The sequence below is a fragment of the Synechococcus sp. Cruz-7E5 genome (assembly GCF_024345995.1).
Lineage (GTDB): Bacteria > Cyanobacteriota > Cyanobacteriia > PCC-6307 > Cyanobiaceae > Regnicoccus_A.
This window is the reverse complement of the sequence record NZ_JAGQCE010000002.1, coordinates 36,436-60,231: the sequence shown is the minus strand read 5'-3', so window position 1 is coordinate 60,231 and position 23,796 is coordinate 36,436. Positions and strand designations below refer to the sequence as shown.

Here is a 23,796-nt window from a genome sequence, read left to right as displayed (position 1 = left end):
CTGCTTGATACATTGGCAAAGACCACGGCGGGCGTCGCCAAGTGGTTAAGGCAGCGGCTTGTGGTGCCGCCATCCGGGGGTTCGAATCCCCTCGCTCGCCCTGATTGAAGCCAGTAGTCGATCGGCTGCTGGCTTATTTCTCACCGGATCGGCGCAGGGGAGGCCCAGGGAGTCGCTGATCTCTCCACAGGCCCTGGCGGCGCTGTCCTCCGCCAATCCAGCGGTGTTCAGGGCCACGGCCCTTACCCGGGGCGGTGGAGTGCCCTTCGGCCGGCCAAGGGCCGCCAACCCTTCCAGAACGCCGACCAGCTCTGCCAGGGGCGGCACCGCCACCTGGGGATGCTTGTTCACATGGCACTGGCCAGCCCGATGGACCAGCAGCAGTGCCGTGGGCTGGCTGCCGCGGATCAGGGGGAGGGTGGCGGTTGAGCCGGGATGACAGAGGGAGCCCTGACCTTCCACGAACAGCATGCTCGCCTCGGTGCAGGCTGGATCTGAGGCCGCCTCCAGCAGGGCCCGCTCCACCGCACCGGCGGCGTAGTCGACCCGGACCGCATCCAGGGGGACACCCCTGCCGCTGATCAGGATGCCGGCCTGGCCGGTGCCGACGAACCGACCATCCAGCCCGGCCCTGCGGGCGGCCGCGGTGAGCTCAAGGCAAGCGCTCATCTTGCCCACGGCCATGTCGGTGCCCACCGCCAGCAGCCGCTCGCCGAGCAGCGCTGCCGCACGGGCCGCGGCCACCTGCAGGCCAGGGGGCTCCTGACGCAGGTCCCAGATCCACTGCCCTGGCCCCCGCAGGGCAGCCAGCTCCGGATCGGAGGCCAGGGGGGTGTGCAGACCGCTGGCCAGATGGAGCCCGGCCCGCAGGGCAGCCGCCAGATCAGCCTTCAGCTCCGGTGGCAGCTGCCCGCCGGATGGGGCCAGCCCCACCACCGCCACCTCCGGCCGGAAAGCCAGCGCGGCGTTGAGGTCGGCCACGATGGGCACCGACCGGGGGATGCCGGTGATGGCCTCCAGCTTGGCGCCTGCATGGGCCGGATCCACCACGGCCACCACAGGACCGTGCCGATAGCGCAACATCGCCAGGCCCGTCTTGCCTGAAAGGTTGTCGAGGCCGCCGTGGAGCAGCAGCACCACTGGCGCATCGGCGCTCAGCACGGGGCAGGCGCAGCAGCGGGGCCGGACAGCTCGATCACCCCCAGGCCGGGACGGCCGGAAGGCAACAGCCTGTCGCCCTGGAGTTCGGGGCCCTCGAAGGGGTCGTCGACCAGGTTCAGGTGGCTGTCGAGGTCGGGCCAGCGCACCAGCGGCAGCAGCTGGGAGGCAGCTCCATTGAGCAGGGCGCTGTCGGAGTAGCAGCCCAGCATCAGATCAAGACCGAGGCTCCGGGCGGTCTGGGCCATCAGCAGGGCCTCAGTCAGGCCGCCGCTCTTGAGCAGCTTGATGTTGACCGCATCCACGTGGGGGGCAAGGCGCAGCAGGTCGGCCAGGTTCCAGCAGCTCTCATCGGCCACCAGGGGAATCGGGCAGCTCAGATCAAGGGCCTCGAAGCTGGCTGCATCGGCGTCGGGGTCGAGCTGGGCGGGCAGCGGCTGCTCCACCAGCACCACCCCCTGCTCCGCCAGCCAGGGGATCAACTGCTGAGCTGTGGCCAGGTCCCAGCCGCCATTGGCATCCACCTGCAGCTCACTGACCGTGCCGGCGGCCTCCCCGCGGCCGGCCTGCTCCTGCAACCGCCGCCCCACCGCCGACACCAGGGCACGGTCGTGGTCTGGGCCATCAGGACTGCCCAGTTTGAGTTTCACCCGCCGGGGCCAGCAGCCCAGGCGCTCCTGCCACAGATCCAACCTGGCCAGCACCCGCTCCAATTCGCCAAGGCCGAGGGTGACGCTGGTGGGACTGCAGGCGGCCCGATCCAGGCCCCAGAGGCGCCAGAGGGGCTGGCCCAGCTTCTGGCCCCACCAGTCGTGCAGGGCCAGGTCGATGGCGCAGCGGGCCGGTGGCGACAGTGGGGCAAGCCAGGGCTCAAGGGCCTGAAAGGCCGGCAGGTCCTCGCTGAGGGCCAGACCCTCGGCTGAGGCGAAGCGCGGCAGCAGTGCCTCCAGCTCAGCCGCGACAGCCTCGATGGCGTAGGCCCGGTGGCCGGTCTCGAAGCCACCGGTTTCGCCGCGCCCCACCAGCCCCTCGTGCTCCAGCTCGACCACCAGCCGCCGCACCGATGCCGTGGTGCCCCGGCTGATCGCCAGGGGCACCGCTTTGGTAAGCGTGATCCAGTGAAGGCGTGCCTGCATGCAACAAGTTTCGGCCATGGTCGAAACTTGTGGGATGAGCGTGACCACCACAACGGCGAGTGCCACAGCATCGGCATCGGCCCCGGTTCTGGCCGGGCGGCGCGGCAGCTACTGGATCACCACCTTCGGCTGCCAGATGAATAAAGCCGATTCCGAGCGCATGGCCGGAATCCTCGAGAGCATGGGCTACCAGCCCGGAAGCGATGAGCACAGCGCCGATCTGGTGCTCTACAACACCTGCACGATTCGCGACAACGCTGAGCAGAAGGTGTACAGCTACCTGGGTCGTCAGGCCCAGCGCAAACGGACCAATCCCCACCTCACCCTGGTGGTGGCGGGTTGCGTGGCCCAGCAGGAGGGAGAGTCGCTGCTGAGGCGGGTGCCCGAGCTCGACCTGGTGATGGGTCCCCAGCACGCCAACCGGCTGGGCACCCTGCTGGAGCAGGTGGCCACCGGTCAGCAGGTGGTGGCAACCGGTGAGCACCACATCCTCGAAGACATCACCACCGCCCGCCGCGATTCCCAGGTGTGCGCCTGGGTGAACGTGATCTACGGCTGCAACGAGCGCTGCACCTATTGCGTGGTTCCCTCGGTGCGTGGCGCCGAACAGAGCCGTCGCCCCGAGGCGATCCGGCTGGAGATGGAGGGGCTGGCGGAGCGCGGATTCAAGGAGGTCACCCTGCTGGGCCAGAACATCGATGCCTATGGCCGCGACTTGCCCGGCATCACCCCGGAGGGCCGCCGTCAGCACACCCTCACCGACCTGCTTCAGCACGTCCACGACGTGGAGGGAATCGAGCGGATCCGCTTCGCCACCAGCCATCCCCGCTACTTCACCGAGCGCCTGATCGAGGCCTGCGCCGAGCTGCCCAAGCTGTGCGAGCACTTCCACATCCCCTTCCAGAGCGGTGATGACGACGTGCTCAAGGCGATGGCGCGCGGCTACACGGTGGAGCGTTACCGGCGCATCCTCGAGCGCATCCGCAGTCGCATGCCCGATGCGGCGATCAGCGCCGATGTGATCGTGGGCTTCCCCGGCGAAACCGACGCCCAGTACCGGCGCACCCTGGCGTTGATCGAGGAGGTCGGCTTCGACCAGGTGAACACCGCCGCCTACTCGCCCAGGCCCCATACCCCCGCCGCCGACTGGCCCGATCAGCTGAGCGAGGCCGTGAAGGTGGAGCGGCTCCAGGAGATCAACGCCCTGGTGGAGCGCACAGCCCGCCTGCGCAGTGAGCGTTACCTGGGGCGGATCGAGCAGGTGCTGGTGGAAGGCAGCAACCCCCGTGAACCCAGCCAGTGGATGGGTCGCACGCGCACCAATCGGCTGACGTTCTTCCCCGCCCATGCCCCCGCCAGCCACTGCGGCGAACCCCAGGGCGGCGCCATCCAGCCGGGGGATCTGGTGAACGTGCGGATCCAGGAGGTGCGCGCCTTCTCCCTCACCGGCGTTGCGGTGGGCTGAGGCGTGGTGGCGCTGATACGTTTGGCGCCGATCCGGATCTGACCGACACCATGCCCAGCTCCCCCCGCTGCGTCGGCCTGGTGTTCGGGGGGGCATCCGATGAGCACGCCGTTTCGATCCGCTCGGCCATCACCGTGGTGGCAGGCCTCAGGCACGACGAGAACCTCCTGCGCTATCGGGTTCGGCCGTTCTACATCGATCGCCATGGCCGCTGGTGGGGGCCCGAGCTGGCCGAGACCGTTCTCTCCAGCGGTGAACCAGCCTCCGATGAGCAGCTGCTCGACGCCGCCACTCATCGCCCCCTGGAGGGGACTGGCTTCAAGGGCCTGCCTCCCCAGGCCACTGGCGTTGACGTGTGGTTTCCGGTGCTGCACGGGCCCAACGGCGAGGACGGCACCATCCAGGGTCTGTTCACCTTGATGCAGGTGCCCTTCGTGGGTTCGGGCGTGCTCGGCTCGGCCCTAGGCATGGACAAACAGGCCATGAAAGCCGCCTTCGCCGCCGCAGGCCTGCCCCAGGTGCCATACGCGGGCGTGCAGGCGGCAGACCTGCGCCATGACCCGGAGGGGCTCCTGCAGCGCCTGGAGCGCGATCTGGGCTACCCCTGCTTCGTCAAACCGGCCAACATGGGCTCCTCGGTGGGCATCAGCAAGGCCAGCGACCGCTCTTCCCTGCTGCAGGGGCTTGAGCTGGCTGCTGACCTCGATCCACGGCTGGTGGTGGAGCAGGGGGTCACGGCAAGGGAACTGGAGTGCGCCGTGCTCGGTCAGGGGCCAGGAGGCCGGGGCGGCCTGCAGGCCTCAGTGGTGGGGGAGATTTGCTTTTCTGCTGACTGGTACGACTACGAGACGAAATACACAGCGGGGCTCAGCTCCACCGTGATCCCCGCCGAGCTGCCCGAGGCCGTGAGCGAGAGCCTGCGCGCCATGGCACTTCAGGCCTGTGCCGCCGTCGCGGCCGAGGGGCTGGCGCGGGTGGATTTCTTCTACGACGAAGCGGCGCAGCAACTCTGGCTGAACGAGATCAACACCATGCCCGGCTTCACCAGCCAGAGCATGTATCCGATGCTTTGGGCCGCCAGCGGGGTTCCACTGGCCGACCTCGTGCACCAGTTGGTGGAGAGCGCGGGAGAATGGGACCGTGAATCATCTCGAGAGGACCCGGCGGAATGAGTCACGGCTTGCTCTGGCTGCCACTGCTGGTGGTTTTTGTGCTGCTCACGGCCCTCGGCTGGCTAGAGCGGCGCCGTCAACGACTCTTCCGCGACTGGGCGGCCGGCTCGGAACTCTCGAAACTCGATGGCTGCGGTGCGGCGCGGCTCGCCGAAGGGGTCCTGACCTGGAGCACCTTTGAGGCCGGGGTGCTCAAGCCCCAGGGATCGTTCGTCATCAGCAAGCTCGAACTGCTGGAGCTGATGTCCCTGGGCTCGGGTGATGCTCCCCTCACCGATGAAAGCCAGGGCAGCTGCCGTGTTCGGCTGGTGGGCGATGGCCAGCAAAAAGACCTGCCCTTCTCCGATGCCGAGCGGGCCCGGCGCTGGATGGATGAGCTGATGGCCCGATCCCGTTGTGAGCTGTGAGTCCCGGTCCTCAGGCGCCAGGGGTTGAGCGACGGCGGCAGCTGCGGCTGCAGCGCCGGCAGGAGCGCCTGCGCAACTTCTGGAGGCTTGTGGTCTTCTCAGCGGCAGCCGCGGGCCTTGGCTACGGACTGCTGCGCCAGGGCTGGAGCCTGAGCGGCCCGTCCCAGGTGGAGGTGAGCGGCAGCGAACGGGTGAGCCGTGAACAGGTGATCACCGCAGCCGAACTGCGCTTCCCCATGCCCCTGCTGACCCTCGACCCCCGGCGAATGCGCTCCGAACTCCTGGACGCCCTGCCGGTGGAGCAGGTGACGGTGCAGCGGCTGATCCTGCCGCCCCGCCTGCGCATCGAGCTGATGGACCGCCAGGTGGTGGCGCGGGCGGAGCGGCGGACAGCCAAGGGGAACGAGCAGGGCTACATCGACCGCCTCGGCAACTGGATCAGCAGCAGCCAGAAGGCCATCGGATCCAGCGGCAGCCAGCCCGAAACAGCGATCCGGGTGCAGGGATGGCAGGCCCGGTTCAAGCCGACCATCGTGCAGCTCATCGACCGCCGCAACGACCTTGGCAGCCCGCTCCAAACGATCCGATTCGAACCCGACGGCACCCTCTTTCTGACCACTGGCAGCCTCGGGGAGGTCAAGCTCGGTGGCCCTGACGGCGACCTCTCCCGCCGGCTGGATGTGTTGCGTTACTTGTCCGGAGAACTGCCGAAGCGGGTCAAGGGCCAGGGGGTGCGCTCCATCGATCTGAGCGACCCGAACCAACCCGAACTGGGGCTGCCAGCTGCGGCTGTCGATTCCGCTCAGCCGAAACGACCAGGGCAAGGAGTGGACTAGGGGCCACAAGCTCCCAATCGGAGCGCAAACCCTCACCGGAGCATTGCGAGAAAACCGATTTCACGCAAAAGTGCCGCATCGCACAGGAATTTTCCAGCCCGCCACAGACATAATGCTGCCCGAGATGAGTGCCAACGGTTCCCCGGGCGTACAGCTCACCGCAGGAATCCTCCCCATCCCACAAGACGCCTTACTCGGATCCCCATTGACCTCCTCGCCCTCCAGTAACGGCATTGTTCCCAGCCAGAGCGCCAGGATCGAAGTGATCGGCGTCGGCGGTGGCGGCAGCAACGCGGTCAATCGGATGATCGCCTCGGATCTCGAAGGGGTCGGTTACTGGGTGCTCAACACCGACGCCCAGGCCCTGTTGCAATCGGCCGCCCAGCGTCGGGTGCAGCTTGGCCAGAAGCTCACCCGGGGCCTGGGGGCTGGCGGCAACCCGATGATCGGTCAGAAGGCGGCCGAAGAATCCCGCAACGACCTCCAGGCAGCCCTCGAAGGGGCCGACCTGGTGTTCATCGCCGCCGGCATGGGGGGCGGCACCGGCACCGGAGCGGCCCCGATCCTCGCGGAGGTGGCCAAGGAATGCGGTGCCCTGACCGTGGGCATCGTCACCAAGCCATTCAGCTTTGAGGGACGCAAGCGCATGAAGCAGGCCGAGGAAGGCATCGCCCGGCTGGCTGAGCACGTCGACACCCTGATCGTGATCCCCAACGACCGCCTGCGTGATGCCATCTCCGGCGCTCCCCTCCAGGAGGCCTTCCGCGCCGCCGACGACGTGCTCCGTCAGGGCGTCAAGGGGATCAGCGACATCATCACCCGTCCTGGCCTGGTCAACGTCGACTTTGCCGATGTGCGCTCCGTCATGACCCTGGCGGGCACGGCCCTGCTGGGCATCGGCGTGGGCTCGGGCCGCTCTCGGGCCGTGGAAGCCGCCCAGGCCGCCATCAGCAGCCCTCTCCTGGAAGCCGCCAGGATCGACGGGGCCAAGGGCTGCGTGATCAATATCAGCGGCGGCAAGGACATGACCCTCGAGGACATGACCACCGCCTCCGAGGTGATCTACGACGTGGTCGACCCCGACGCCAACATCATTGTGGGCGCCGTTGTGGATGAGAAGCTCGAAGGCGAGATCCACGTGACCGTGATCGCCACAGGCTTCGAGGCGGGCAGCACATACCGCATCGAGCGCCCCCGCGAGAAATTTGCCGCCAGCCCCGAGCTCACCCACACCGAAGCCGAAGCCGACCAGCGCGGCGCCAAGATTCCTCCCTTCCTGCTCAACCGCCAGAGCCGTTCCACCAACCCCTGATCCGTCAGCTCGGCCAGGCCTGAGGGCTCCCGTTCTTGAAGAGGGTGACCCGGAGTCCACGCCTGCCTGGAGCATCCCGTGTGGCTGCTACCTTCCGGTCCTGACCAGATTTGGGCGTCCGGGCCGCGTGGGTCCGAGTCGAGTCAATGGTAGCAATGGAGGCCCGAGATGCTTCTGCCCGTGCCCCTGAGACCCGGTGATCTGGTGGCCCGCAAACAGGCGGGGAGGCCGATCCTGATGCTCACCGCCTGGGATGCCCTCTCGGGGGCGCTGGTGGAGGAGGCCGGTGCCGAGGTGGTGCTGGTGGGCGACTCCCTGGCGATGGTGGTGCTCGGCCATGCCACAACCCTGCCGGTGACCCTGGCGGAGATGATCGGCCACACCCAGGCCGTGGCCAGGGGTCTGCGGCGGCCCCGGGGCCAGCAACCGCTGCTGATCTGCGATCTTCCCTTCCTCAGCTACCAGTGCGGCACTGATCAGGCGGTGGCGGCCGCTGGGCGGGTGCTCAAGGAAAGCGCGGCGGCCGCCGTGAAGCTGGAGGGCGGTGAGCCGGAAACCGTGGCCGTGATCGACCGGCTGGTGCGCAGCGGGATCCCGGTGATGGGCCACCTCGGCCTGACCCCGCAGTCGGTGCACCGGCTGGGCTACCGGCGCCAGGCCAGGGACCCAATCAGCCAGGAGCGCCTGCGGCGCCAGGCGCTGGATCTGGAGGCCGCCGGCTGCTTCGCCCTGGTGCTTGAACACGTGCCGGCGGATCTGGCCGGCAGCCTGCGCCGGCAGCTGGCCATTCCGGTGATCGGGATCGGCGCCGGCGACGACTGCGATGGCCAGGTCCGGGTCACGGCGGACCTGCTGGGCCTGACCCCGAGCCAACCTCCCTTCAGCGCGCCGCTGCTGGCGGGCCGCGAACTATGCGTGGATGCCCTCAGGGGCTGGCTGCAATCGGCGACTGCGCCAGAGGCGCCTCTTGAGGTTGATGGGCGCCCCACCAGGCCAGCAACTCCCTCAGCACCGCATTGCTGAGAGCCAGCCCCTGGGGATCCGCCAGCCGCCAGCGCCGGCCCTCCACCAGCAGCAGGCCCCGCTCGCGCCAGGGGGCCATCCAGCCATGCAACGACGTGCAGTCAGCCATGTTCAGACCCGCGGCCCGGGCGAGACGCTCCAGGTTCACCCCTTCGCGCCGGCGCAGACCCACCATCAGCCATTCATCGAACGGCGGCCGCCCTGCCGGCGGGCTGGCCGCTCTGGTCTGCAGCCAGGCGGCATAGGCCTCCCGGGTGCGGGGCCTGGCCAGGCGCTGTCCGTAAGGAGCCGACGTGGCCCCCAGGCCGAAACCCCACCAACCGGCCCCACTCCAGTAGACGCGGTTGTGTCGGGAGGCGTGCCCGGGCAGGGCGTAGTTGGAAATCTCGTAGCGGCCGTAGCCGGCGCTGCGTAGCTGCTCCCCGGTGAGGTCCATCAGGTCGGCCCCCAGATCCGGATCCGGCAGGGGCAGCTGCCCGCGCTGCTGCAGGCGCTCAAACACGGTGCCGGGTTCCACGATCAGGTCGTAGACGGAGAGATGGGGCGGCTCCAGTTCCAGGGCCTGCCGCAGCTGCTGCCGCCAGTGGGACAGATCCTGCTCGGGAAGCCCCTGGATCAGATCCAGACTCCAGCTGGCCAGATCACCAGCGGCCAGGGCCTGGCGCAGCCAGCCGGCGGCCTGGAGCAGGTCCTGGCGGCGATGGCGGCGGCCCAGCCGCTCCAGCACCCCGTCATCGAAGCTCTGTCCCCCCAGGCTAACCCGATTGATGCCCAGAGCCAGCATCCCCTCCAGCCGCGGACGATCGAAGCTGGCCGGATCCATCTCCAGGGTGATCTCAGCCCCGGGGGCGAAGCCGAATCGCTGCCGCAGGCCATCCAGAACCGCCTCCATCTGCCTGGGAGTGAGCAGCGAGGGGGTGCCGCCGCCGATGTAGACGGTGGAGAGCGGGGCAGGGTTCGGGCTGGCGGCGATCTCGGCCTGCAGCAGGGGCAGATAGGCGGCGATCGAGCCGGAATTGGCCCCGTCGGCATGGTCTCCCAGTGGCACCACCGCAAAGTCGCAGTAGAAGCACCGGCGATGGCAGAAGGGGATGTGGAGGTAGGCGGCGCGGGGTGCAGTCACGGGCTGGCGTGGACTTGGGCGCGGCCGCCTTCAGGTTTCGCCACATGTCCGTAGGCAAATGTACGGATACCTTTCCCGGCCAGATGGAGTGGGATCAGCCATGCTGCGAGTTCCCGGTTCTAGGCAGCCCACAACCCATTCATGGTGGACCCGATCATCCTGCTGCTGTTCCTGATCTCCGGCGCAGCCACCGGCTGGCTGGGGGTGGATCTGCTGCCGGAGAACCTGCTGATCGAGGTGACCAACCTCGAGGGCCTGCGCTGGGTGCTGGGCGGCTTCGGGGCCTTCTTCGGGCTGCTGGCCGGATTCTTCTTTCAGCTGCTGCGGCGGCGCCTGATGCGACAGGTGCGTTCGATGCCCACCGACCTGCTGGTGAGCCGTGCGGTGGGGCTGATCCTGGGCCTGCTGGTGGCCAACCTGCTGCTGGCACCGATCCTGCTGCTGCCGCTGCCCTGGGAGGTGATTTTCGTGAAGCCGCTGGCGGCGGTGCTGAGCAACGTGTTCTTCGGGGTGTTGGGTTACAACCTCGCCGAGGTTCACGGCCGCACGCTGCTGCGGCTGTTCAACCCTTCCAGCACCGAGGCGCTGCTGGTCGCCGACGGGGTTCTGCAGCCAGCCACCGCCAAGATTCTCGACACCAGCGTGATCATCGACGGAAGAATCCGCGGGCTGCTGGAGTCGGGCTTGCTGGAAGGTCAGGTGATTGTTGCCCAGGCCGTGATCGATGAGCTGCAGCAGCTGGCCGATTCGGGCAATGCCGAGAAGCGGGGCAAGGGCCGGCGCGGCCTGAACCTGCTGGCCGCCCTGCGCGAAACCTATGGCCGCCGCCTGGTGGTGAACAGCACCCGCTACGAGGGCAACGGCGCCGACGACAAACTGCTCAAGCTCACCGCCGACACCGGCGGCACCCTGCTCACAGCCGACTACAACCTGGCCAAGGTGGCTGAGGTGCAGGCCCTCAAGGTGATGAATCTGAGCGCCCTGGTGATCGCCCTGCGGCCCGAGGTGCAGCCCGGTGATGCCCTGCAGCTCAAGATCGTTCGCGAGGGCAAGGAGGCCAACCAGGGAGTTGGGTACCTGGAGGACGGCACGATGGTGGTGGTGGAATCCGCTCGGGCCCGCATCGGCCAGCGCCTGCCCGTGACCGTGACCGGCGCCCTGCAGACCCCGGCTGGGCGCATGGTCTTCGCCCGCTGCGACCAGGAGGGACCGAAACAGCCCGCCCAGGTCCAGCAGCCGGCTGGCCCCCGCTAGGCTCCCATTCAGGCCCTGTAGAGCGTTTCCAGATGTCGGTGTCGGCCCCTTACTACGGCGATTCCGCCGTGATGCGCACACCGCCGCCCGATCTGCCGTCGCTGATGCTGAAGGAGCGGATCGTGTACCTCGGTCTGCCCCTCTTCTCCGACGACGACGCCAAGCGTCAGATGGGCATCGATGTGACTGAGCTGATCATTGCCCAGCTCCTCTATCTCGAATTCGACAATCCCGAGAAGCCGATCTTCTTTTACATCAACTCCACCGGCACCAGCTGGTACTCGGGCGATGCCATCGGCTTCGAAACCGAGGCCTTCGCCATCTGCGACACGATCCGATACGTGAAGCCGCCGGTGCACACCATCTGCATCGGCCAGGCCATGGGGACGGCCGCGATGATCCTCTCGGCGGGTGCCAAGGGCCATCGGGCCGCCCTGCCCCACGCCTCGATCGTGCTGCACCAGCCCCGCTCCGGCGCCCGCGGCCAGGCCAGCGACATTCAGATTCGCGCCCAGGAAGTCCTGCACAACAAGCGCGTCATGCTGGAGATGCTCTCCGACAACACCGGCCGCAGTGTGGAGCAGCTCTCGAAGGATTCCGACCGCATGACTTACCTCACGCCCAGCGAAGCCCTCGATTACGGACTGATCGACCGGATCCTCACCAGTCAGAAGTCCCTGCCGGTCCCCGTGGCCGGCTCGGTCTGAACCTGGCCCGCTGAGCTTGCTGATCCAAGCCAGCTCGCGACTCCTCTTTCATTGCGTCAACACCCCGTTCCACACCCACCGCCATGCCCATCGGCACCCCCAGCGTTCCCTATCGCCTGCCCGGCAGCCAGTACGAGCGCTGGGTCGACATCTACACCCGTCTGGGCGTTGAGCGCATCCTCTTCCTCGGATCGGAGGTGAACGACAGCATCGCCAACAGCCTCGTCGCTCAGATGCTGTACCTCGATTCCGACGACAGCAGCAAGCCGATCTATCTGTACATCAATTCGCCTGGGGGGTCGGTCACGGCCGGGCTGGCGATCTACGACACGATCCAGTACGTCAAGTCGGATGTGATCACCATCTGTGTGGGGCTTGCGGCCAGCATGGGTGCGTTCCTGCTGGCGGCGGGCACCAAAGGCAAGCGCCTGGCCCTGCCGCATGCGCGGATCATGATCCACCAACCCCTGGGTGGCACCAGCCAGCGACAGGCCAGTGACATCGAGATCGAGGCCCGCGAGATCCTGCGCATCAAGGACATGCTCAACCAGAGCCTGGCCGACATGTGTGGTCAGAGCCTCGAGAAGGTGACCAAGGACACCGACCGCGATTACTTCCTCAGCGCAGCGGAGGCCAAGGACTACGGCCTGATCGACCGGGTGATCTCCCACCCCGGCGAAGCCTGAGCGGTCAGGCGCGACCGTAAAGTCGCTGTTTGCCCTGCCCGATTCGCCGGATGGCCCAGCTCTTCTACGACTCAGACGCTGATCTGAGCCTGCTCGACGGCAAGACGGTGGCCATCATCGGCTACGGCTCCCAGGGCCATGCCCACGCCCTCAACCTCAAGGACAGCGGCGTGAACGTGGTGGTTGGCCTCTACGAAGGCAGCCGCTCGGCGGAGAAGGCCAGGGCCGATGGCCTTGAGGTGCTGAGCGTGGCCGAGGCCGCCGAGCGCGCCGACTGGATCATGGTGCTGCTGCCCGATGAAACCCAGAAGGCCGTCTACGACGCCGAAATCGCACCACATCTCAAGCCCGGCAAAGTGCTGAGCTTTGCCCATGGCTTCAATATCCGCTTTGGGCTGATCCAACCACCCGCGGATGTGGATGTGGTGATGATCGCCCCCAAGGGGCCCGGCCACACAGTGCGCTGGGAATACCAGAACGGCCAGGGTGTGCCTGCACTCTTCGCCATCCACCAGGACGCCAGCGGCAACGCCCGCGCCCTGGCTATGGCCTACGCCAAGGCGATCGGAGGCACCCGTGCCGGCATCCTCGAGACCAATTTCAAGGAAGAGACCGAAACAGACCTCTTCGGCGAGCAGGCCGTACTCTGCGGCGGCCTCAGTGAGCTGGTGAAGGCCGGCTTCGAAACCCTGGTGGATGCGGGCTATCAGCCCGAACTCGCCTATTTCGAGTGCCTGCACGAAGTGAAACTTATTGTTGATTTGATGGTGAAGGGCGGCCTCACCGCCATGCGCGATTCAATCTCCAATACCGCCGAGTACGGCGATTACGTGAGCGGTCCACGCCTGATCACCGCCGACACCAAGGCGGAGATGAAGCGCATCCTTTCCGACATCCAGGACGGCACCTTCGCCCGCAACTTCGTGGCCGAATGCGAGGCCGGCAAGCCTGAGATGATCAAGGCTCGCGATCGCGACGCGGCCCATCCGGTCGAGCAGGTGGGCGTGGGCCTGCGTTCCATGTTCAGCTGGCTCAAGGCCTCCTGAAGCGGGATCATCCCTACGGCGTAAACGTGGCCCCCAGGCTTAACTTGCCTGTGCTGGCCTGGGGCAGTGCCCAGGCCAGCACCAGCCTCACCCTGGCCGCCGCCGCCTGGATGGTGAGTGGCCTGAGCCCTTCACCCCTGGTGAACAGCATGCTGCCGGCCCTGGTCACCCTGCCGGCGCTGCTTCCCCTGATCCACCGTCCCCAGGCCGGGGTGATGCTGCAACTGCTGGCGGTGCTTGTGCTGCTGGGACTGGGGGTGGGCACCAGCCTGGCCGTGGGCGCCCCAGCGACCGAACTCTCGATCCCCGTGCTGCTGGCCATGGCCTCGGTGCTGGCCGTCGCGGTGGGCACCCAGATGGCGGTCCTGCCCGTGCAGCGGACCCTGCTGGCAGTGCACCAGCTGCCGATGGGACAGCTGCGGCGTGTCGGCGAATTAGGTGCCCTGCTTGGCCATGGACTCACGGCGCTGCTGTTTCCGATCGGCCGCGCCCTGCTCCAGTTCAGCCAGGCCCTGGTGCTGCTCCTGCCAGCGCTACCTCTGGCGCGCCAGGCCCGGGGGGAGTATCGCCGCCAGGGAGCAGGCGCAGGAGCCCCGCCTGCGCCTGCGGCGTTCAGCTGGCGCTGCGCCATGCAGGGTGTGCTGTTCGGCGGTCTCTTCGGGCTGCTGCCTCTGTGGGTGCGCCAGGTGGAAGCCGGCACCTGTCTGGATTTCGGCTTGGTGCTGGCCGCCTATGGACTGGGGCGCTGCCTTGGCGGGGACTGGGGTCTGGCTTGGTGGCCGATGGCCCGGCAGCTGGTGGGGCCGCGCCGCGAGGGGGCCTTCCGCTATCTGGTCATGGCCCTGCTGCTGGGTGCGACCCGCTGGCTGCCCGGCTGGGGATCGCTGCTGCTGTTTCTGCCGATGGGCGGCCTTGCCCAGGCCAGCGACCTGGATCAGGTCAGGGGTCTGACTCACCTGGGCGATGAGCCCCTGAGCTGGCAGACCCTGGCGCGATCGGGGGCTATCGGCGGCCTGATCGGCAGCCTGGCCATGGGGCTGGTGGCCCAGCTGCTCGGCCTGCCCGTTGCCCTCCCCCTTCAGCTTGGCCTCTTCATCGGCGCGGCCCTGGTGCTGCCGCCGCGGCCGTGATCTCACCGGCAGGAGCGTTCCAGCTCTGGCTCCTGGTGCTGCTGGCCGCCGGCCTGGATCGGCTGGTGGGGGATCCGATCAGCTGGCCCCATCCGGTGCAGGCGATGGGTTGGGCGATCCAGTTGCTGCGCGCGGCCGGGGAACGCTGGGCCGGAGATCACCCCCGCCGGCTCCGGCTGGTGGGACTGGGCCTCACAACCCTGGTGGTGGGCTTCAGCGGCCTGGCCGGCTGGATCATTGAGCAACTGGCACTTGGCTCAAGTTCACTCCTGCCCCTGCCGGCCCCAGTGGTCTGGCTCGGGTTGCCCGGACTGGTGGTGGCCCTGGCCAGCGCCCTGGCCGCCGGCAGCCTGGAGAAGGCCGTTCGCGCGGTGCTGGAAGCGGTCAGCGGCCCGCAGCCACCGGATGCCGGGGAGGATGGTGAGTTGGGGGAGGCGCGCCGGCGCCTGGCCTGGATCGTGGGCCGGGATGTGGACGAGCTCAGCCGGGCGGAACTGATGCGAGGGGCAGCAGAGACTGCCGCGGAAAATGCTGTCGATGGCCTCTTTGGCCCGCTGTTCTGGATGCTGGTGGGCGCTGGGATCTGGGCGGCGCTGGGGGTTGCTGATGGGGCTCCTGGCCCCCTGAGCCTGGCCTGGATGTACAAGGCCGCCAGCACGCTCGATTCCATGCTCGGCTACCGCCGCGGCCGCCTGCTCTGGCTGGGTACCGCCGGCGCCCGCCTTGATGACCTGCTCACATGGATGCCCGCCCGGCTGGTGGCGTTCACGCTGCCAGCCGTCGCGGGCCGGCTCTGGCGAGGCCTTGAGCTTGGGCGGGAAGCGCTGCGCCAGGGGCGGGCCGATCCCTCTCCCAACGCCGGGGTGTCAATGGCGGCCTTTGCCCTGGCGGGCCGGGTTCAGCTGGGGGGCTTGAACCACTACGGAGGCGTGGCCAGGGCCAAACCGATCCTCGGCCGGGGTTATCCCGCAGCCGATGCCACTGCCGTGGCCCTGATCCTGACGCTGAGCGCCCGCCTGGAGTGCCTCTGGCTGGCCCTGAGCCTGCCCATGCTGCTCTGGCTGAGCCAGCTGCGCGGGCTGGCTTACTGAGGCGAGGGGCTCAGTAGGCGCCGCGATCACGCGGGTAGAGGATCACCCCCACCGTGCGCAGAATGATCGCCAGATCCAGCTGGACAGTGCGGCGGCGGGCATAGCTGACATCAAGCTGGACCCGGGCCTTGTAGCTGAGGTTGTTGCGCCCCGACACCTGCCAGAGACCGGTGAGTCCAGGACGGACCGCCAGCACCTCATCCATCTGGCGGCCGTAGCGCTCCAGTTCATCCCAGACGATCGGCCGCGGCCCGACCACGCTCATCTGGCCCCTGAGCACATTGATGAACTGGGGCAGCTCATCGAGACTGGAGCGGCGCAGGAAGCCCCCGATTGGGGTGATGCGTGGGTCGGCCTTGAGCTTGAAGTCTTTTTTGAACTCCGCCTTGAGTTCCGGCGACTGCTCCAGCAGGGTCTTGAGGATGCGGTCGGCGTCCTTGCGCATCGTGCGGAACTTGATGCAGCCGAAACCCTTGTAACCGCGGCCGATCCGGCGCTGCACATAGAACACCGGCCCGGGCGAGCTGAGCTTCACCAGTACCGCCAGCAGCAGCAGCAGGGGACTGCCCAGGGCCAGAACCGCCAGGGAGAAGACAATGTCGCCACTGCGCTTGAGCACGCGGGAGCGCTTCGACTGCGCCCGGATCAACTGCTCGGCCGTGGGCACCGCGGTGGTCATCGAATCAGCGACCGCGGGCAGGGGAACCAGGTGCAGGGGCCGGGCAACGGGGCCGGCGGCTTGGTAAGCGCTGAGTGACGTTCCGGACATCAACGCCCCCGAGGTGTCGGAATACTAAAAATCGTTTGGTTCACTCACCAGCTTTCGCGGTCACTCACCCCAGAGGCACAGCGCTGCAGACGCCGCTGATGCCCCTGCCAGCGACGCTCCAGAACCACCTGCAGCCTCTGGCGGAACCGTTCCGGCGAAAAGCGCTCGGCCCACTGGCGCTGGCGCTCCGCCGGCAGGCGGTGCCACAACTGTCCCTGCTCGAAATACTCCAGGGCCTGGACCAGGGCTGCGGCGCTCTGCTGCTCGAACAGCAGGCCGGTGGGATGGGGGGTCCCTGAAGCCAGGCAGCGGACCGTGTCGAGCAGCCCCCCCTGACCGAGGCCGATCACAGGAGCCCCGGCGGCCATGGCCTCCACCGGGGCGATGCCGAAATCCTCCAGACCGGCGTAGAGATAGGCCCTGCAGCGCCCCATCAGATCCGTCACCCGCTCGGCAGAGCATGACCCCAGCAGGGTCACGGTGGGGCCGGCCAGGGCCTGCAGGCGGCTGCGCTCCGGACCGTCACCAACCACCAGCAGGGGAAGCCCCAGGCGGTTGCAGGCCTCGATCACCAGATCCACCCGCTTGTATGGCACCAGGCGGCAGAGGGAGAGGTAGAAGTCGTCCCTGGGCAGGTCCGGGCGGAAGCGGTCCACCTCCACCGGCGGATGCAGCACCTGGCTGGAACGGCGCCAGCAGCGCCAGATCCGCCGCGCCGTGAAGCTGGAGTTGGCCAGCAGATGGTCGACCCGGGCACTGCTGCTCACATCCCACTGACGCAGCTGATGCAGCTGCCAGCGGACCCACGGTCCCAGGGGTCCGCGGGCGATGGCGGAACCGGCAAGGTATGCATGCATCTGGTCCCAGGCGTAGCGGACCGGTGTGTGCACATAGCTGATGTGGAGCTGGTCCGGGCCGGTGAGCACCCCCTTGGCCACCAGGTGATTACTGCTGAGCACCAGGGGATAACCGGCCAGATCCAGCTGCTCGATGGCCAGGGGAAGCAGAGGCAGGTAGTGCTGCACATGGCTCACCCCCCAGGGCAGGCGCTGGATGAAGCTGGTCTGGATGCGCCGACCCTGCAGCCAGCTTCCCGGCCGGTCACTTTCCCCATCCACAAGGGCAAAGAGGCTGGCGGCGGGGCGACCCGCACCAAGCAGCCGATCGATCTGCTGCACCACCAGTTCAGAGCCCCCAACCGAGCGGGGCGTGAACCACTCATGCACGAGGGCGATCCGGCTGGGGAGTCCTGACATGGCGGCAGGGTAGAGCCCGCGCCCATGCCATCACATCACGAAAACTCTCAGCTGATTGCGTGCCCAGGCCTGGATCTGGATGCTGAACGGAGCTCAGCCAGCCATGCCGATCCGCGACCTGCTCGAAGACGCCCTCGAGGAACCCTCGATCGGGCTCACCCCATGCTTCAGCTGGCATGCCACCCCCGTGGGAATCGCCGCCCTCTGGCGTGCTGGCGCAGCACCCTCAATCCCCCCTTACGAGGCCGCCCTCAAGGAAGGGCTAGATGTGGGACTGGATCTCAGCCGTGAGGAACGGGAGTTCCACCAGTTGCGCATGGGCCTGGTGCTGCTGTTCCATTCCTGATGATCCTTAACCGATGAGCGATGCCCCCGGCAACACCGCCCCAGCGCCAGGGGCGGTGTCGATCTGGCAGCTCAAACCCTGGTGGTGCCAGCCATGGTCGATCCTGCTCACCGGTGTGCTCATGATCACCGGCAGCTGGTTCTGGCTCGGACGCTGGTGGCTTACCGTTCCAATCGCCACAGGCGTGCTGCTGTGGTGGTGGCTGTTCCTGGTGCTGATGCCCCGTCAGCTGAGCAGCCTGTCAGGACCGGATGACATCGGATGAAATGCAACCGATCCAACAGCGGCAGCGCCAGCCTTTCCGTTGGATGGTTATCCCAGCACGATGCAGAGGGCGTACGCCATTCCGTTCCTTCCCACCCGCGAGTCCCCATGAGTTACGAACCCGGTACCAGTGAATGCCGGTTGCTGATTGACAGCAAGGACCAGATCGAGGCGGTCCTCGCCAACCTGGCCAAGCTTGAGAACACCGATCACATCCGCACGCAGCTGCTGGCGGTCTACAACCAGCTGGAAGGCCTCCACGACCTCAGGCGGACCAAGCCAGCCGCTGCGTCCCCCGGCAGGGATGGAAACGCCTGAGGAACCCATCCAGCTCGATCGGTCCGCAACGCCGCCGCCAGCCCTGCTCAGCGATCGGATGCCGCCAGGCGGTGATCCGCAGCACCCAGCGCCCCTGAGGCCTGTAAACGATCAGATAGCGGTAGCGGCAATCACGGCGAAACTCCGGAGATCCCAGGGGTTCAGCCTGGAGATGGCAGCGCAGGAAACCGGCCACCAGCCCGCCGGGACCGTTCCCATCGGCCTGGCAGGCCTCGAGGGCAGCCCCCAGCCTCAGGGCCGCCCCGGCCGGATCCCCCTGATGGGGGAGATAGAGATGAACAGGTCCCCAGCCGGGAAAACCCAGGAAGGAATACACCGCGGGGATGTCCATGGCAACGGCTCGAAAAGGTCCGCTTCCCCAATGCCCCAGCTGTCCCATCGGGTGCTGGGGCGGCCACTCCCTGGGGGCCGTTCTGTTGCTGGTCCTGCTCGGCGGCGCCGGACTGGCCCTGGCCCAGCAGCGCCGGAGCGACAGCCTGGACCTGGCATCCCTGTTGCGGGTGGGTGAGCCGATCATCGCGGCCGACCAGCGGTTGCTGCAGCTGGGCTGGCGGCCCGCTCCGGCCGCCAGCGCCGATGCCCTTGACCAGGAGCGCTCCGGCAGCACCCTGGCCAGCCTCAGTGGCTGCGCCGGCTCGGGGCGGGGCTATTGCCGCTTCGACTACCGCAGGGGCGGGGCCAGGCTGGCGGTGATCACCGTGCCCGCCGGGCCTGGCAGCCCTGGCGGACCGCAGGTGCTGCGCTGGGTGGATGACGCCAGCGGCCAGCGCTGGGGGCTGTGTCAGAGCGACTCCTCCGGGGAGTTGGTCCCCTGCGCCTCGCAGAAGCCCGGGGATTGACCCGAGTGCCCCATGACGGACGAGCCGATAGGTTTGGGCCGTTGCCGCCGCCAGAGGCCGATGGGTTTGGAGAACAAGCAGCGTCCCCCCTGGCTGAACTGGGTGTTCCTGCTGATCTTTCTCTTGAGCAGCTGGCAGCTGGCAGGCTTCTGGTTCGAGCGGCTCCACTGAGCCGACCTATTGATCGTCGAGGGCCTGCCTGAGACGCGAGAGCAGTGTGCGGCGGGCCACCTCCGGGCTCAGACCCTGGTCGCTTGCGTGCTCCACCCAGTCCTGGGCACCACGGATCAGGGCCTCCAGGTCCTCGGCTCCCGAACGCAGCGCCTGAAAGGAGGCCATCAGCTCCTGGTCCAGGGCCTGGGCTGGATCCCCGCAGACGATGTACTGGCGACCATCGCTGCCCGTGTAGAGCAGGCTGCCCTCGGGACCCCGCAAGGGGGCCGTGGCGGGAACGGTCAGGGCGTCCTCGGATCCTTCGCCGGACCGGGAGGGCTGGGAGGAGTCCGGGCCCGGGGCCGGGTCATCGTCGGAGCTGATCATGGCCAGGGGGCAATGGGGCGGGAGGGCTTGGGGATTCAGTGATAAGCGTTGGGAACGAAGAACTGCTCGTTCATCGGCGGGCGGTGGTAATCACCAACAGTCTTGCGCGGAGGCAGTTCAATGGGTGCAGGGGTCATGTCCTCGTAGGGGATCTTGGAGAGCAGATGGCGAATACAGTTGAGGCGGGCTCGGCGCTTGTCATCTGCCTCAACGGTGAACCACGGCGCCTCCGGGATATTGGTATGCGCGAACATCTGGTCTTTGGCCTTGGAAAACTCCACCCAACGGTCACGTGACTCGAGATCCATCGGTGAAAGCTTCCAGCGACGAGCCGGATCATCCAGCCGGGAGCGGAAACGGACTTCCTGCTCCTCATCGCTGACTGAGAACCAGTATTTGAGCAGAACAATTCCCGAACGCACTAGCATCCGCTCGAACTGGGGGGCCGATTGCATGAACTCCTCGACCTGAGATTCCGTGCAGAAGCCCATCACCCGCTCCACACCAGCCCGGTTGTACCAGCTGCGATCGAACATGACGATCTCTCCGGCTGCCGGGAAGTGCTCGACGTAGCGCTGGAAATACCACTGGGTGCGCTGCTGATCCGAGGGCGTACCCAGGGCGACCACATTGCAGCCCCGGGGATTAAGCGGTTCGGTGATGCGCTTGATCGCTCCACCCTTGCCGGCGGCATCACGGCCTTCAAAGAGAATAATCAGGCGAAAGCCAACGTGCTTCACCCAATACTGCATCTTCACCAGCTCAACCTGGAGTTTCTCCAGCTCTTTCTCGTAGAATTTGCGGCTTAATTTGACAGCTTTATCTTCGGGGGGAGCTCCCAGATCGTCTTCACTTTCCCCCAGCAGGTGGGAGGGGTGGTAGCGATCATTCTCACCGTTGGGGGTGAATGGGGAATGGGAGCTGACCATGGCGGGGACCAGGCCGGAGTCTCCATGGCTCCCTTTCTTTCTCTTGGTCTTGGCAGAGCCGTGCTTGGCGGAGCTGCCCTTTTTACCCTCACTCTTGCTCTTGTCTTTAGCCATCAAACTCAGCTCCGAACCCCCAACGATGCCCCTTGTCTAGAGGCATCCTCTTGAACAGGCTGTGGGTTAAGGACAGATTGTTGAGGCCCTGACACGTCCAGCGACCAGGGAATGGCCGCACAGGCTGACGCAGAACGTGCCGGGAGCCTCCTGGGGCGAGAGATCCACCAGGGGCTCACCCCCCAGCCGCAATTCACCGCCATGGGTGCGGGCCACCCGCTGGGCGATTGCCAGACCCAGGCCGCAGTGGCCGTGGCCGCTGCGAGCCTCGTCAAGGCGCTGGAAGGGCATCAGCGCCTGGGAGCGCTGATCCTCAGCGATGCCCTCCCCCTGATCCCACACCTGCAGCTCGAAACCGTCGTCCTGCCAGGCACGCAGCACCAGCCTCACCGGCGGCTGCCCGTAGCTGAGGGCATTGTCGATCAGGTTGGCCACGGCTCGACCCAGGGCGATCGGCTGAACCGTGGCAGTGACCGGGGCCAGATCCAGCTCCACCGGCTGGCCGTCGTAACGGGCGGCCAGCTCCGCCAGCAGCTCCGCGAGGGGCACGTTCACCGCTGTTTCCCCTCCCCCGCCGCCGGCGAAGAGCAGGAACTGACCGGTGATCCGCTCGAGGTCATCGAGATCGGCACCGGCCCGTGCGCTGGCGGAGGCATCCCCCAGCAGCGACAGGCGCAGCCGCAGGCGCGTGAGCGGAGTCTTGAGGTCGTGGGCGATCCCCGCAAGCATCGTCGCTCGCTCCCGCTCACTCTCCTCCAGGCGCAGGAGCATTGCGTTGAAGCGCTGAGCCAGGCGGCGCACTTCGGGAGCGCCCCGCTGGGGCATCGGCTCCGGCTGGGCCTCGAGGCCCACCCGCGCCAGGGCTCTCTCCAGCTGCCGCAGCGGCCGCTGCACCTCCAGCAGCAGGAACAGGGCCCCCGCCATCAAACTGCCGCTGGCCAGCGAGAGGGTGACCAGCAGCGGGTCGGGTGGCCAGCCGAAACGGGGCCGGATGGAGGCATAGAGCCAGACCGGCTCCAGGGGTGAGGCCAGCTCGATCCAGACACCACGGGCCGCACCATGGTTCGGTACCACCTCAGGGCAGCGGGGCAGACTGCGGCAGAGCTCCAGCTGGAGCTGGTCGGCCTGCCGCTCCAGGCGAACATCATCCCCCTGGCTGAGCAGGCCCCAGCTGCGGGGACGTCGCGGTGGCTGTCCCACCCCCAGCTGCAGCCCGCTGAGCTGGGAGACCGTGGCCGGCGGGAAGCGCTCCAGCGCCAGCTCCGAGAGCCTCAGGTTCAGGGCCACCTGGGGAGCCATCTGGGCGATCTGGGCCTGGCCGATCCGGGTACCGAGCAGGACCTGAAGCAGCACCAGGCTGAGGGCCCATCCCCCCAGAAAAAACACCCCCAGACGCAACGACAGGGCAGCTGGGCGCATCACGGGGGCCATGGCTCAGCGGTTGCGGGGCTGGCCGTCGGGCACGAAGACGTAGCCGTAGCCCCAGACCGTCTGGAGGTAGCGCGGCCGGCTCGGATCGGGCTCCACCAGCCGCCTCACCCGCGACACCTGCACGTCCATGCTGCGGGTGTCGGTGTCGCTGGCGGGACCCCGGGCCAGCTCGATCAGCCGCTCCCGCGAAAGGGGTCGGTGCGGATGCTGCACGAAGGCGGCCAGCAGGCTGAATTCGCCGCTGGTGATCGTCACGGGCTGATTCTGCCGCTCCAGGGTGCGGGCGGAGAGATCCAGCACGTTGTCGCCGAACTGCACCAGCTCGCCATCGGCGAGGGGGGTGCCGGCCGGCAGGGAGCCGCGGCGGCGCAGCACCGCTTCGATGCGGGCCATCAGCTCCCGGGGCAGGAACGGCTTGGCCAGGTAGTCATCGGCGCCCTGCTCCAGGCCGATGATCCGGTCAACGGCCTCGCCGCGGGCCGTGAGCATCACGACGGGCAGATCGTCGCTGGCGTCGCGCAGGCGTCGCAGCAGGGTGAGGCCATCGTCACCAGGCAGCATCAGATCGAGCACCACCAGATCGGGACGCTGGAACTCCAGCCGGGCCATCAGCTGGCGGCCGTCGGTGAGACAGCGCACCTCATAGCCCTGGTCGGTGAGGTATGTACCCAACAACTGGCGTAATTCGGGGTCGTCATCGACGACCCAGATCGTGTGGGTTCGGCTCAAGGCGGGGGCCGCAGCTGGTCTGACTGTATGGAGCGGAACCCACCGCGCCCAGGGGCCACCCCCACGGGGCGCCTTGCCAAAGGTGACTGCCTGGCTCAGTAGACAGGTCCGGTCATGTCTTGGTCCCTGCAGCCGCCGCCGCAGGGGCTGTCCTGGCCCGCGGGCCTCCATAAGGTGATCGCCATGGCGTCGCCCACCAGCTCCAGAACGAGGCCCGACCTGGCTGAGTGCAGCAGCAGCAATCCGCTGCGGCTGGTGCTGCTGCTGGCCTCCCTGCTGCTCAGCCAGGCTGGACCGGGGATCGCCCAGGACGCCCGCTCGCTGCAGTTGTACCACCAGCGGATGCAGGCCTGGTTCGAGCGGCTGGACCGCAATGGCGACGGCAGGCTGTCGCCCCAGGAAATCCGGGGCCAGCCCTACCTGGAAACCAATTTTGAGCGGCTGGATCAGCGGGGCCGGGGCTACCTGCTGCCCACCGACCTGGCCCCCCGTCAGCCGGCCCTCCTGGGGGTGAGGTTGCACGCGGTGTTCACCCAGGCCGACCGCAACGGCGACGGCCAGCTCAGCCGCCAGGAGGCACGTTCCTTTCCCTGGCTGAACCGGCGGTTCTCCAAGATCGACCTGGACAGCAATGGCTTCATCAGCCTGCAGGAGTTGTGGGAGTCGCGGCGGTCGCTGGCGCCCCGGCCCTGAA

Annotated in this window: 26 protein-coding genes, 1 tRNA gene, 1 other RNA gene and 1 pseudogene; 18 read left to right on the top strand and 11 right to left on the bottom strand. The window is 67.6% G+C overall.

Going from position 1 to position 23,796, the window contains the following annotated elements; genetic code table 11:
* Positions 1 to 27: 27 nt before the first annotated feature.
* A tRNA-His gene (locus tag KBY77_RS03005) sits at positions 28 to 100 on the top strand.
* 44 nt (positions 101 to 144) lie between these two features.
* Here KBY77_RS03005 and KBY77_RS03000 read toward each other — a convergent pair.
* Both KBY77_RS03000 and KBY77_RS02995 read right to left on the bottom strand, forming a co-directional pair.
* Positions 145 to 1,083 (bottom strand): annotated as a pseudogene (locus KBY77_RS03000) (DUF1611 domain-containing protein); the annotation flags it as partial.
* Positions 1,084 to 1,154: 71 nt separating this feature from the next.
* A complete protein-coding gene (locus tag KBY77_RS02995) occupies positions 1,155 to 2,294 on the bottom strand; it encodes a dipeptide epimerase (protein WP_255102124.1) in 1,140 nt (379 codons plus the stop codon).
* A 34-nt stretch (positions 2,295 to 2,328) separates the two neighbouring features.
* On the opposite strand from KBY77_RS02995, the gene miaB reads away from it, so the two are divergent.
* From miaB to ftsZ, 5 genes are all read left to right on the top strand, one after another.
* Positions 2,329 to 3,759: a tRNA (N6-isopentenyl adenosine(37)-C2)-methylthiotransferase MiaB gene (miaB, locus tag KBY77_RS02990; RefSeq protein ID WP_255102123.1), complete on the top strand. Its 1,431-nt coding sequence runs from the start codon at positions 2,329 to 2,331 to the stop codon at positions 3,757 to 3,759.
* 50 nt (positions 3,760 to 3,809) lie between these two features.
* On the top strand, positions 3,810 to 4,931 hold the full coding sequence (locus KBY77_RS02985; protein WP_255102122.1) for a D-alanine--D-alanine ligase family protein: 1,122 nt from the start codon (positions 3,810 to 3,812) through the stop codon (positions 4,929 to 4,931).
* Positions 4,928 to 5,338 (top strand): hypothetical protein, encoded by a 411-nt coding sequence (locus KBY77_RS02980; protein ID WP_255094342.1) that lies wholly within the window; start codon positions 4,928 to 4,930, stop codon positions 5,336 to 5,338. Before KBY77_RS02985 ends, KBY77_RS02980 begins: the two co-directional genes overlap by 4 nt.
* Positions 5,335 to 6,174 carry an FtsQ-type POTRA domain-containing protein gene (locus tag KBY77_RS02975; protein WP_255102121.1) on the top strand — a complete coding sequence of 280 codons (840 nt, stop codon included), beginning with the start codon at positions 5,335 to 5,337 and terminating at the stop codon, positions 6,172 to 6,174. Before KBY77_RS02980 ends, KBY77_RS02975 begins: the two co-directional genes overlap by 4 nt.
* A 205-nt stretch (positions 6,175 to 6,379) precedes the next feature.
* A complete protein-coding gene (ftsZ, locus tag KBY77_RS02970) occupies positions 6,380 to 7,486 on the top strand; it encodes a cell division protein FtsZ (protein WP_255102120.1) in 1,107 nt (368 codons plus the stop codon).
* A 43-nt stretch (positions 7,487 to 7,529) separates the two neighbouring features.
* Here ftsZ and ffs read toward each other — a convergent pair.
* Positions 7,530 to 7,626: signal recognition particle sRNA small type (ffs, locus tag KBY77_RS02965), an RNA gene on the bottom strand.
* Positions 7,627 to 7,654: 28 nt separating this feature from the next.
* Between ffs and panB the strand changes: the two genes are divergently transcribed.
* Positions 7,655 to 8,509: a 3-methyl-2-oxobutanoate hydroxymethyltransferase gene (gene panB / locus KBY77_RS02960; protein WP_399212111.1), complete on the top strand. Its 855-nt coding sequence runs from the start codon at positions 7,655 to 7,657 to the stop codon at positions 8,507 to 8,509.
* Here panB and hemW read toward each other — a convergent pair.
* A complete protein-coding gene (gene hemW / locus KBY77_RS02955) occupies positions 8,412 to 9,632 on the bottom strand; it encodes a radical SAM family heme chaperone HemW (protein ID WP_255102119.1) in 1,221 nt (406 codons plus the stop codon). The two genes, panB and hemW, sit on opposite strands and share 98 nt — an antisense overlap.
* Before the next feature lie 141 nt (positions 9,633 to 9,773).
* Here hemW and KBY77_RS02950 point away from each other — a divergent pair, with 141 nt between their 5' ends.
* From KBY77_RS02950 to cbiB, 6 genes are all read left to right on the top strand, one after another.
* Entirely contained in the window at positions 9,774 to 10,886 is a 1,113-nt protein-coding gene (locus KBY77_RS02950; RefSeq protein ID WP_198949625.1) for a PIN/TRAM domain-containing protein, read from the top strand.
* Positions 10,887 to 10,918: 32 nt separating this feature from the next.
* Positions 10,919 to 11,593: an ATP-dependent Clp protease proteolytic subunit gene (locus tag KBY77_RS02945; protein ID WP_255102118.1), complete on the top strand. Its 675-nt coding sequence runs from the start codon at positions 10,919 to 10,921 to the stop codon at positions 11,591 to 11,593.
* A gap of 83 nt (positions 11,594 to 11,676) precedes the next feature.
* A complete protein-coding gene (locus tag KBY77_RS02940) occupies positions 11,677 to 12,279 on the top strand; it encodes an ATP-dependent Clp protease proteolytic subunit (RefSeq protein ID WP_255102117.1) in 603 nt (200 codons plus the stop codon).
* Between the two features lie 50 nt (positions 12,280 to 12,329).
* Positions 12,330 to 13,325: a ketol-acid reductoisomerase gene (gene ilvC, locus KBY77_RS02935; RefSeq protein WP_255102116.1), complete on the top strand. Its 996-nt coding sequence runs from the start codon at positions 12,330 to 12,332 to the stop codon at positions 13,323 to 13,325.
* 26 nt (positions 13,326 to 13,351) lie between these two features.
* The gene (locus KBY77_RS02930; protein ID WP_255102115.1) at positions 13,352 to 14,455 is read left to right on the top strand and encodes a hypothetical protein; all 1,104 of its coding nucleotides are present in this window, start codon (positions 13,352 to 13,354) and stop codon (positions 14,453 to 14,455) included.
* Positions 14,452 to 15,546: an adenosylcobinamide-phosphate synthase CbiB gene (gene cbiB, locus KBY77_RS02925; RefSeq protein WP_255102114.1), complete on the top strand. Its 1,095-nt coding sequence runs from the start codon at positions 14,452 to 14,454 to the stop codon at positions 15,544 to 15,546. The genes KBY77_RS02930 and cbiB overlap by 4 nt, the downstream gene beginning before the upstream one ends.
* A gap of 10 nt (positions 15,547 to 15,556) precedes the next feature.
* Here cbiB and KBY77_RS02920 read toward each other — a convergent pair whose 3' ends face one another.
* Positions 15,557 to 16,225 (bottom strand): sugar transferase, encoded by a 669-nt coding sequence (locus KBY77_RS02920; protein WP_255102440.1) that lies wholly within the window; start codon positions 16,223 to 16,225, stop codon positions 15,557 to 15,559.
* Positions 16,226 to 16,359: 134 nt separating this feature from the next.
* Positions 16,360 to 17,571: a glycosyltransferase gene (locus KBY77_RS02915; RefSeq protein WP_255102113.1), complete on the bottom strand. Its 1,212-nt coding sequence runs from the start codon at positions 17,569 to 17,571 to the stop codon at positions 16,360 to 16,362.
* A gap of 103 nt (positions 17,572 to 17,674) precedes the next feature.
* Here KBY77_RS02915 and KBY77_RS02910 point away from each other — a divergent pair, with 103 nt between their 5' ends.
* The 3 genes from KBY77_RS02910 to KBY77_RS02900 all read left to right on the top strand — a co-directional run bounded on the left by KBY77_RS02910 (position 17,675) and on the right by KBY77_RS02900 (position 18,499).
* The gene (locus KBY77_RS02910; protein WP_094554397.1) at positions 17,675 to 17,917 is read left to right on the top strand and encodes a hypothetical protein; all 243 of its coding nucleotides are present in this window, start codon (positions 17,675 to 17,677) and stop codon (positions 17,915 to 17,917) included.
* Between the two features lie 13 nt (positions 17,918 to 17,930).
* A complete protein-coding gene (locus KBY77_RS02905; protein WP_255102112.1) occupies positions 17,931 to 18,182 on the top strand; it encodes a DUF6737 family protein in 252 nt (83 codons plus the stop codon).
* 107 nt (positions 18,183 to 18,289) lie between these two features.
* On the top strand, positions 18,290 to 18,499 hold the full coding sequence (locus tag KBY77_RS02900) for a hypothetical protein (RefSeq protein WP_255102111.1): 210 nt from the start codon (positions 18,290 to 18,292) through the stop codon (positions 18,497 to 18,499).
* Here KBY77_RS02900 and KBY77_RS02895 read toward each other — a convergent pair.
* Complete coding sequence (locus KBY77_RS02895; RefSeq protein ID WP_255102110.1) at positions 18,447 to 18,851, bottom strand: hypothetical protein; 405 nt, start codon at positions 18,849 to 18,851, stop codon at positions 18,447 to 18,449. The two genes, KBY77_RS02900 and KBY77_RS02895, sit on opposite strands and share 53 nt — an antisense overlap.
* An 85-nt stretch (positions 18,852 to 18,936) precedes the next feature.
* On the opposite strand from KBY77_RS02895, the gene KBY77_RS02890 reads away from it, so the two are divergent.
* The gene (locus KBY77_RS02890) at positions 18,937 to 19,359 is read left to right on the top strand and encodes a hypothetical protein (protein WP_255102109.1); all 423 of its coding nucleotides are present in this window, start codon (positions 18,937 to 18,939) and stop codon (positions 19,357 to 19,359) included.
* Positions 19,360 to 19,536: 177 nt separating this feature from the next.
* Here KBY77_RS02890 and KBY77_RS02885 read toward each other — a convergent pair whose 3' ends face one another.
* The 4 genes from KBY77_RS02885 to KBY77_RS02870 form a co-directional block, all read right to left on the bottom strand.
* Positions 19,537 to 19,899 carry a hypothetical protein gene (locus KBY77_RS02885; RefSeq protein ID WP_255102108.1) on the bottom strand — a complete coding sequence of 121 codons (363 nt, stop codon included), beginning with the start codon at positions 19,897 to 19,899 and terminating at the stop codon, positions 19,537 to 19,539.
* Between the two features lie 35 nt (positions 19,900 to 19,934).
* Positions 19,935 to 20,828: a polyphosphate kinase 2 gene (gene ppk2, locus KBY77_RS02880; protein ID WP_255111863.1), complete on the bottom strand. Its 894-nt coding sequence runs from the start codon at positions 20,826 to 20,828 to the stop codon at positions 19,935 to 19,937.
* 180 nt (positions 20,829 to 21,008) lie between these two features.
* A complete protein-coding gene (locus KBY77_RS02875; RefSeq protein ID WP_255102106.1) occupies positions 21,009 to 22,373 on the bottom strand; it encodes an ATP-binding protein in 1,365 nt (454 codons plus the stop codon).
* 3 nt (positions 22,374 to 22,376) lie between these two features.
* Entirely contained in the window at positions 22,377 to 23,102 is a 726-nt protein-coding gene (locus KBY77_RS02870; RefSeq protein ID WP_255102105.1) for a response regulator, read from the bottom strand.
* A 183-nt stretch (positions 23,103 to 23,285) separates the two neighbouring features.
* Here KBY77_RS02870 and KBY77_RS02865 point away from each other — a divergent pair, with 183 nt between their 5' ends.
* Positions 23,286 to 23,795, top strand: a complete 510-nt coding sequence (locus KBY77_RS02865) for an EF-hand domain-containing protein (protein ID WP_255102104.1) — start codon at positions 23,286 to 23,288, stop codon at positions 23,793 to 23,795.
* Position 23,796: the final 1 nt, after the last annotated feature.

Excerpts from the sequence above, each read along its gene's own strand:
- KBY77_RS02995 (WP_255102124.1), bottom strand. The coding sequence starts at position 2,294 with ATGCAGGCACGCCTTCACTGGATCACGCTTACCAAAGCGGTGCCCCTG.
- miaB (WP_255102123.1), top strand. The coding sequence starts at position 2,329 with ATGAGCGTGACCACCACAACGGCGAGTGCCACAGCATCGGCATCGGCC.
- KBY77_RS02985 (WP_255102122.1), top strand. The coding sequence starts at position 3,810 with ATGCCCAGCTCCCCCCGCTGCGTCGGCCTGGTGTTCGGGGGGGCATCC.
- KBY77_RS02980 (WP_255094342.1), top strand. The coding sequence starts at position 4,928 with ATGAGTCACGGCTTGCTCTGGCTGCCACTGCTGGTGGTTTTTGTGCTG.
- panB (WP_399212111.1), top strand. The coding sequence starts at position 7,655 with ATGCTTCTGCCCGTGCCCCTGAGACCCGGTGATCTGGTGGCCCGCAAA.
- KBY77_RS02950 (WP_198949625.1), top strand. The coding sequence starts at position 9,774 with ATGGTGGACCCGATCATCCTGCTGCTGTTCCTGATCTCCGGCGCAGCC.
- KBY77_RS02945 (WP_255102118.1), top strand. The coding sequence starts at position 10,919 with ATGTCGGTGTCGGCCCCTTACTACGGCGATTCCGCCGTGATGCGCACA.
- KBY77_RS02940 (WP_255102117.1), top strand. The coding sequence starts at position 11,677 with ATGCCCATCGGCACCCCCAGCGTTCCCTATCGCCTGCCCGGCAGCCAG.
- ilvC (WP_255102116.1), top strand. The coding sequence starts at position 12,330 with ATGGCCCAGCTCTTCTACGACTCAGACGCTGATCTGAGCCTGCTCGAC.
- KBY77_RS02920 (WP_255102440.1), bottom strand. The coding sequence starts at position 16,225 with ATGACCACCGCGGTGCCCACGGCCGAGCAGTTGATCCGGGCGCAGTCG.
- KBY77_RS02915 (WP_255102113.1), bottom strand. The coding sequence starts at position 17,571 with ATGTCAGGACTCCCCAGCCGGATCGCCCTCGTGCATGAGTGGTTCACG.
- KBY77_RS02910 (WP_094554397.1), top strand. The coding sequence starts at position 17,675 with ATGCCGATCCGCGACCTGCTCGAAGACGCCCTCGAGGAACCCTCGATC.
- KBY77_RS02905 (WP_255102112.1), top strand. The coding sequence starts at position 17,931 with ATGAGCGATGCCCCCGGCAACACCGCCCCAGCGCCAGGGGCGGTGTCG.
- KBY77_RS02900 (WP_255102111.1), top strand. The coding sequence starts at position 18,290 with ATGAGTTACGAACCCGGTACCAGTGAATGCCGGTTGCTGATTGACAGC.
- KBY77_RS02895 (WP_255102110.1), bottom strand. The coding sequence starts at position 18,851 with ATGGACATCCCCGCGGTGTATTCCTTCCTGGGTTTTCCCGGCTGGGGA.
- KBY77_RS02885 (WP_255102108.1), bottom strand. The coding sequence starts at position 19,899 with ATGATCAGCTCCGACGATGACCCGGCCCCGGGCCCGGACTCCTCCCAG.
- ppk2 (WP_255111863.1), bottom strand. The coding sequence starts at position 20,828 with ATGGTCAGCTCCCATTCCCCATTCACCCCCAACGGTGAGAATGATCGC.
- KBY77_RS02875 (WP_255102106.1), bottom strand. The coding sequence starts at position 22,373 with ATGGCCCCCGTGATGCGCCCAGCTGCCCTGTCGTTGCGTCTGGGGGTG.
- KBY77_RS02865 (WP_255102104.1), top strand. The coding sequence starts at position 23,286 with ATGGCGTCGCCCACCAGCTCCAGAACGAGGCCCGACCTGGCTGAGTGC.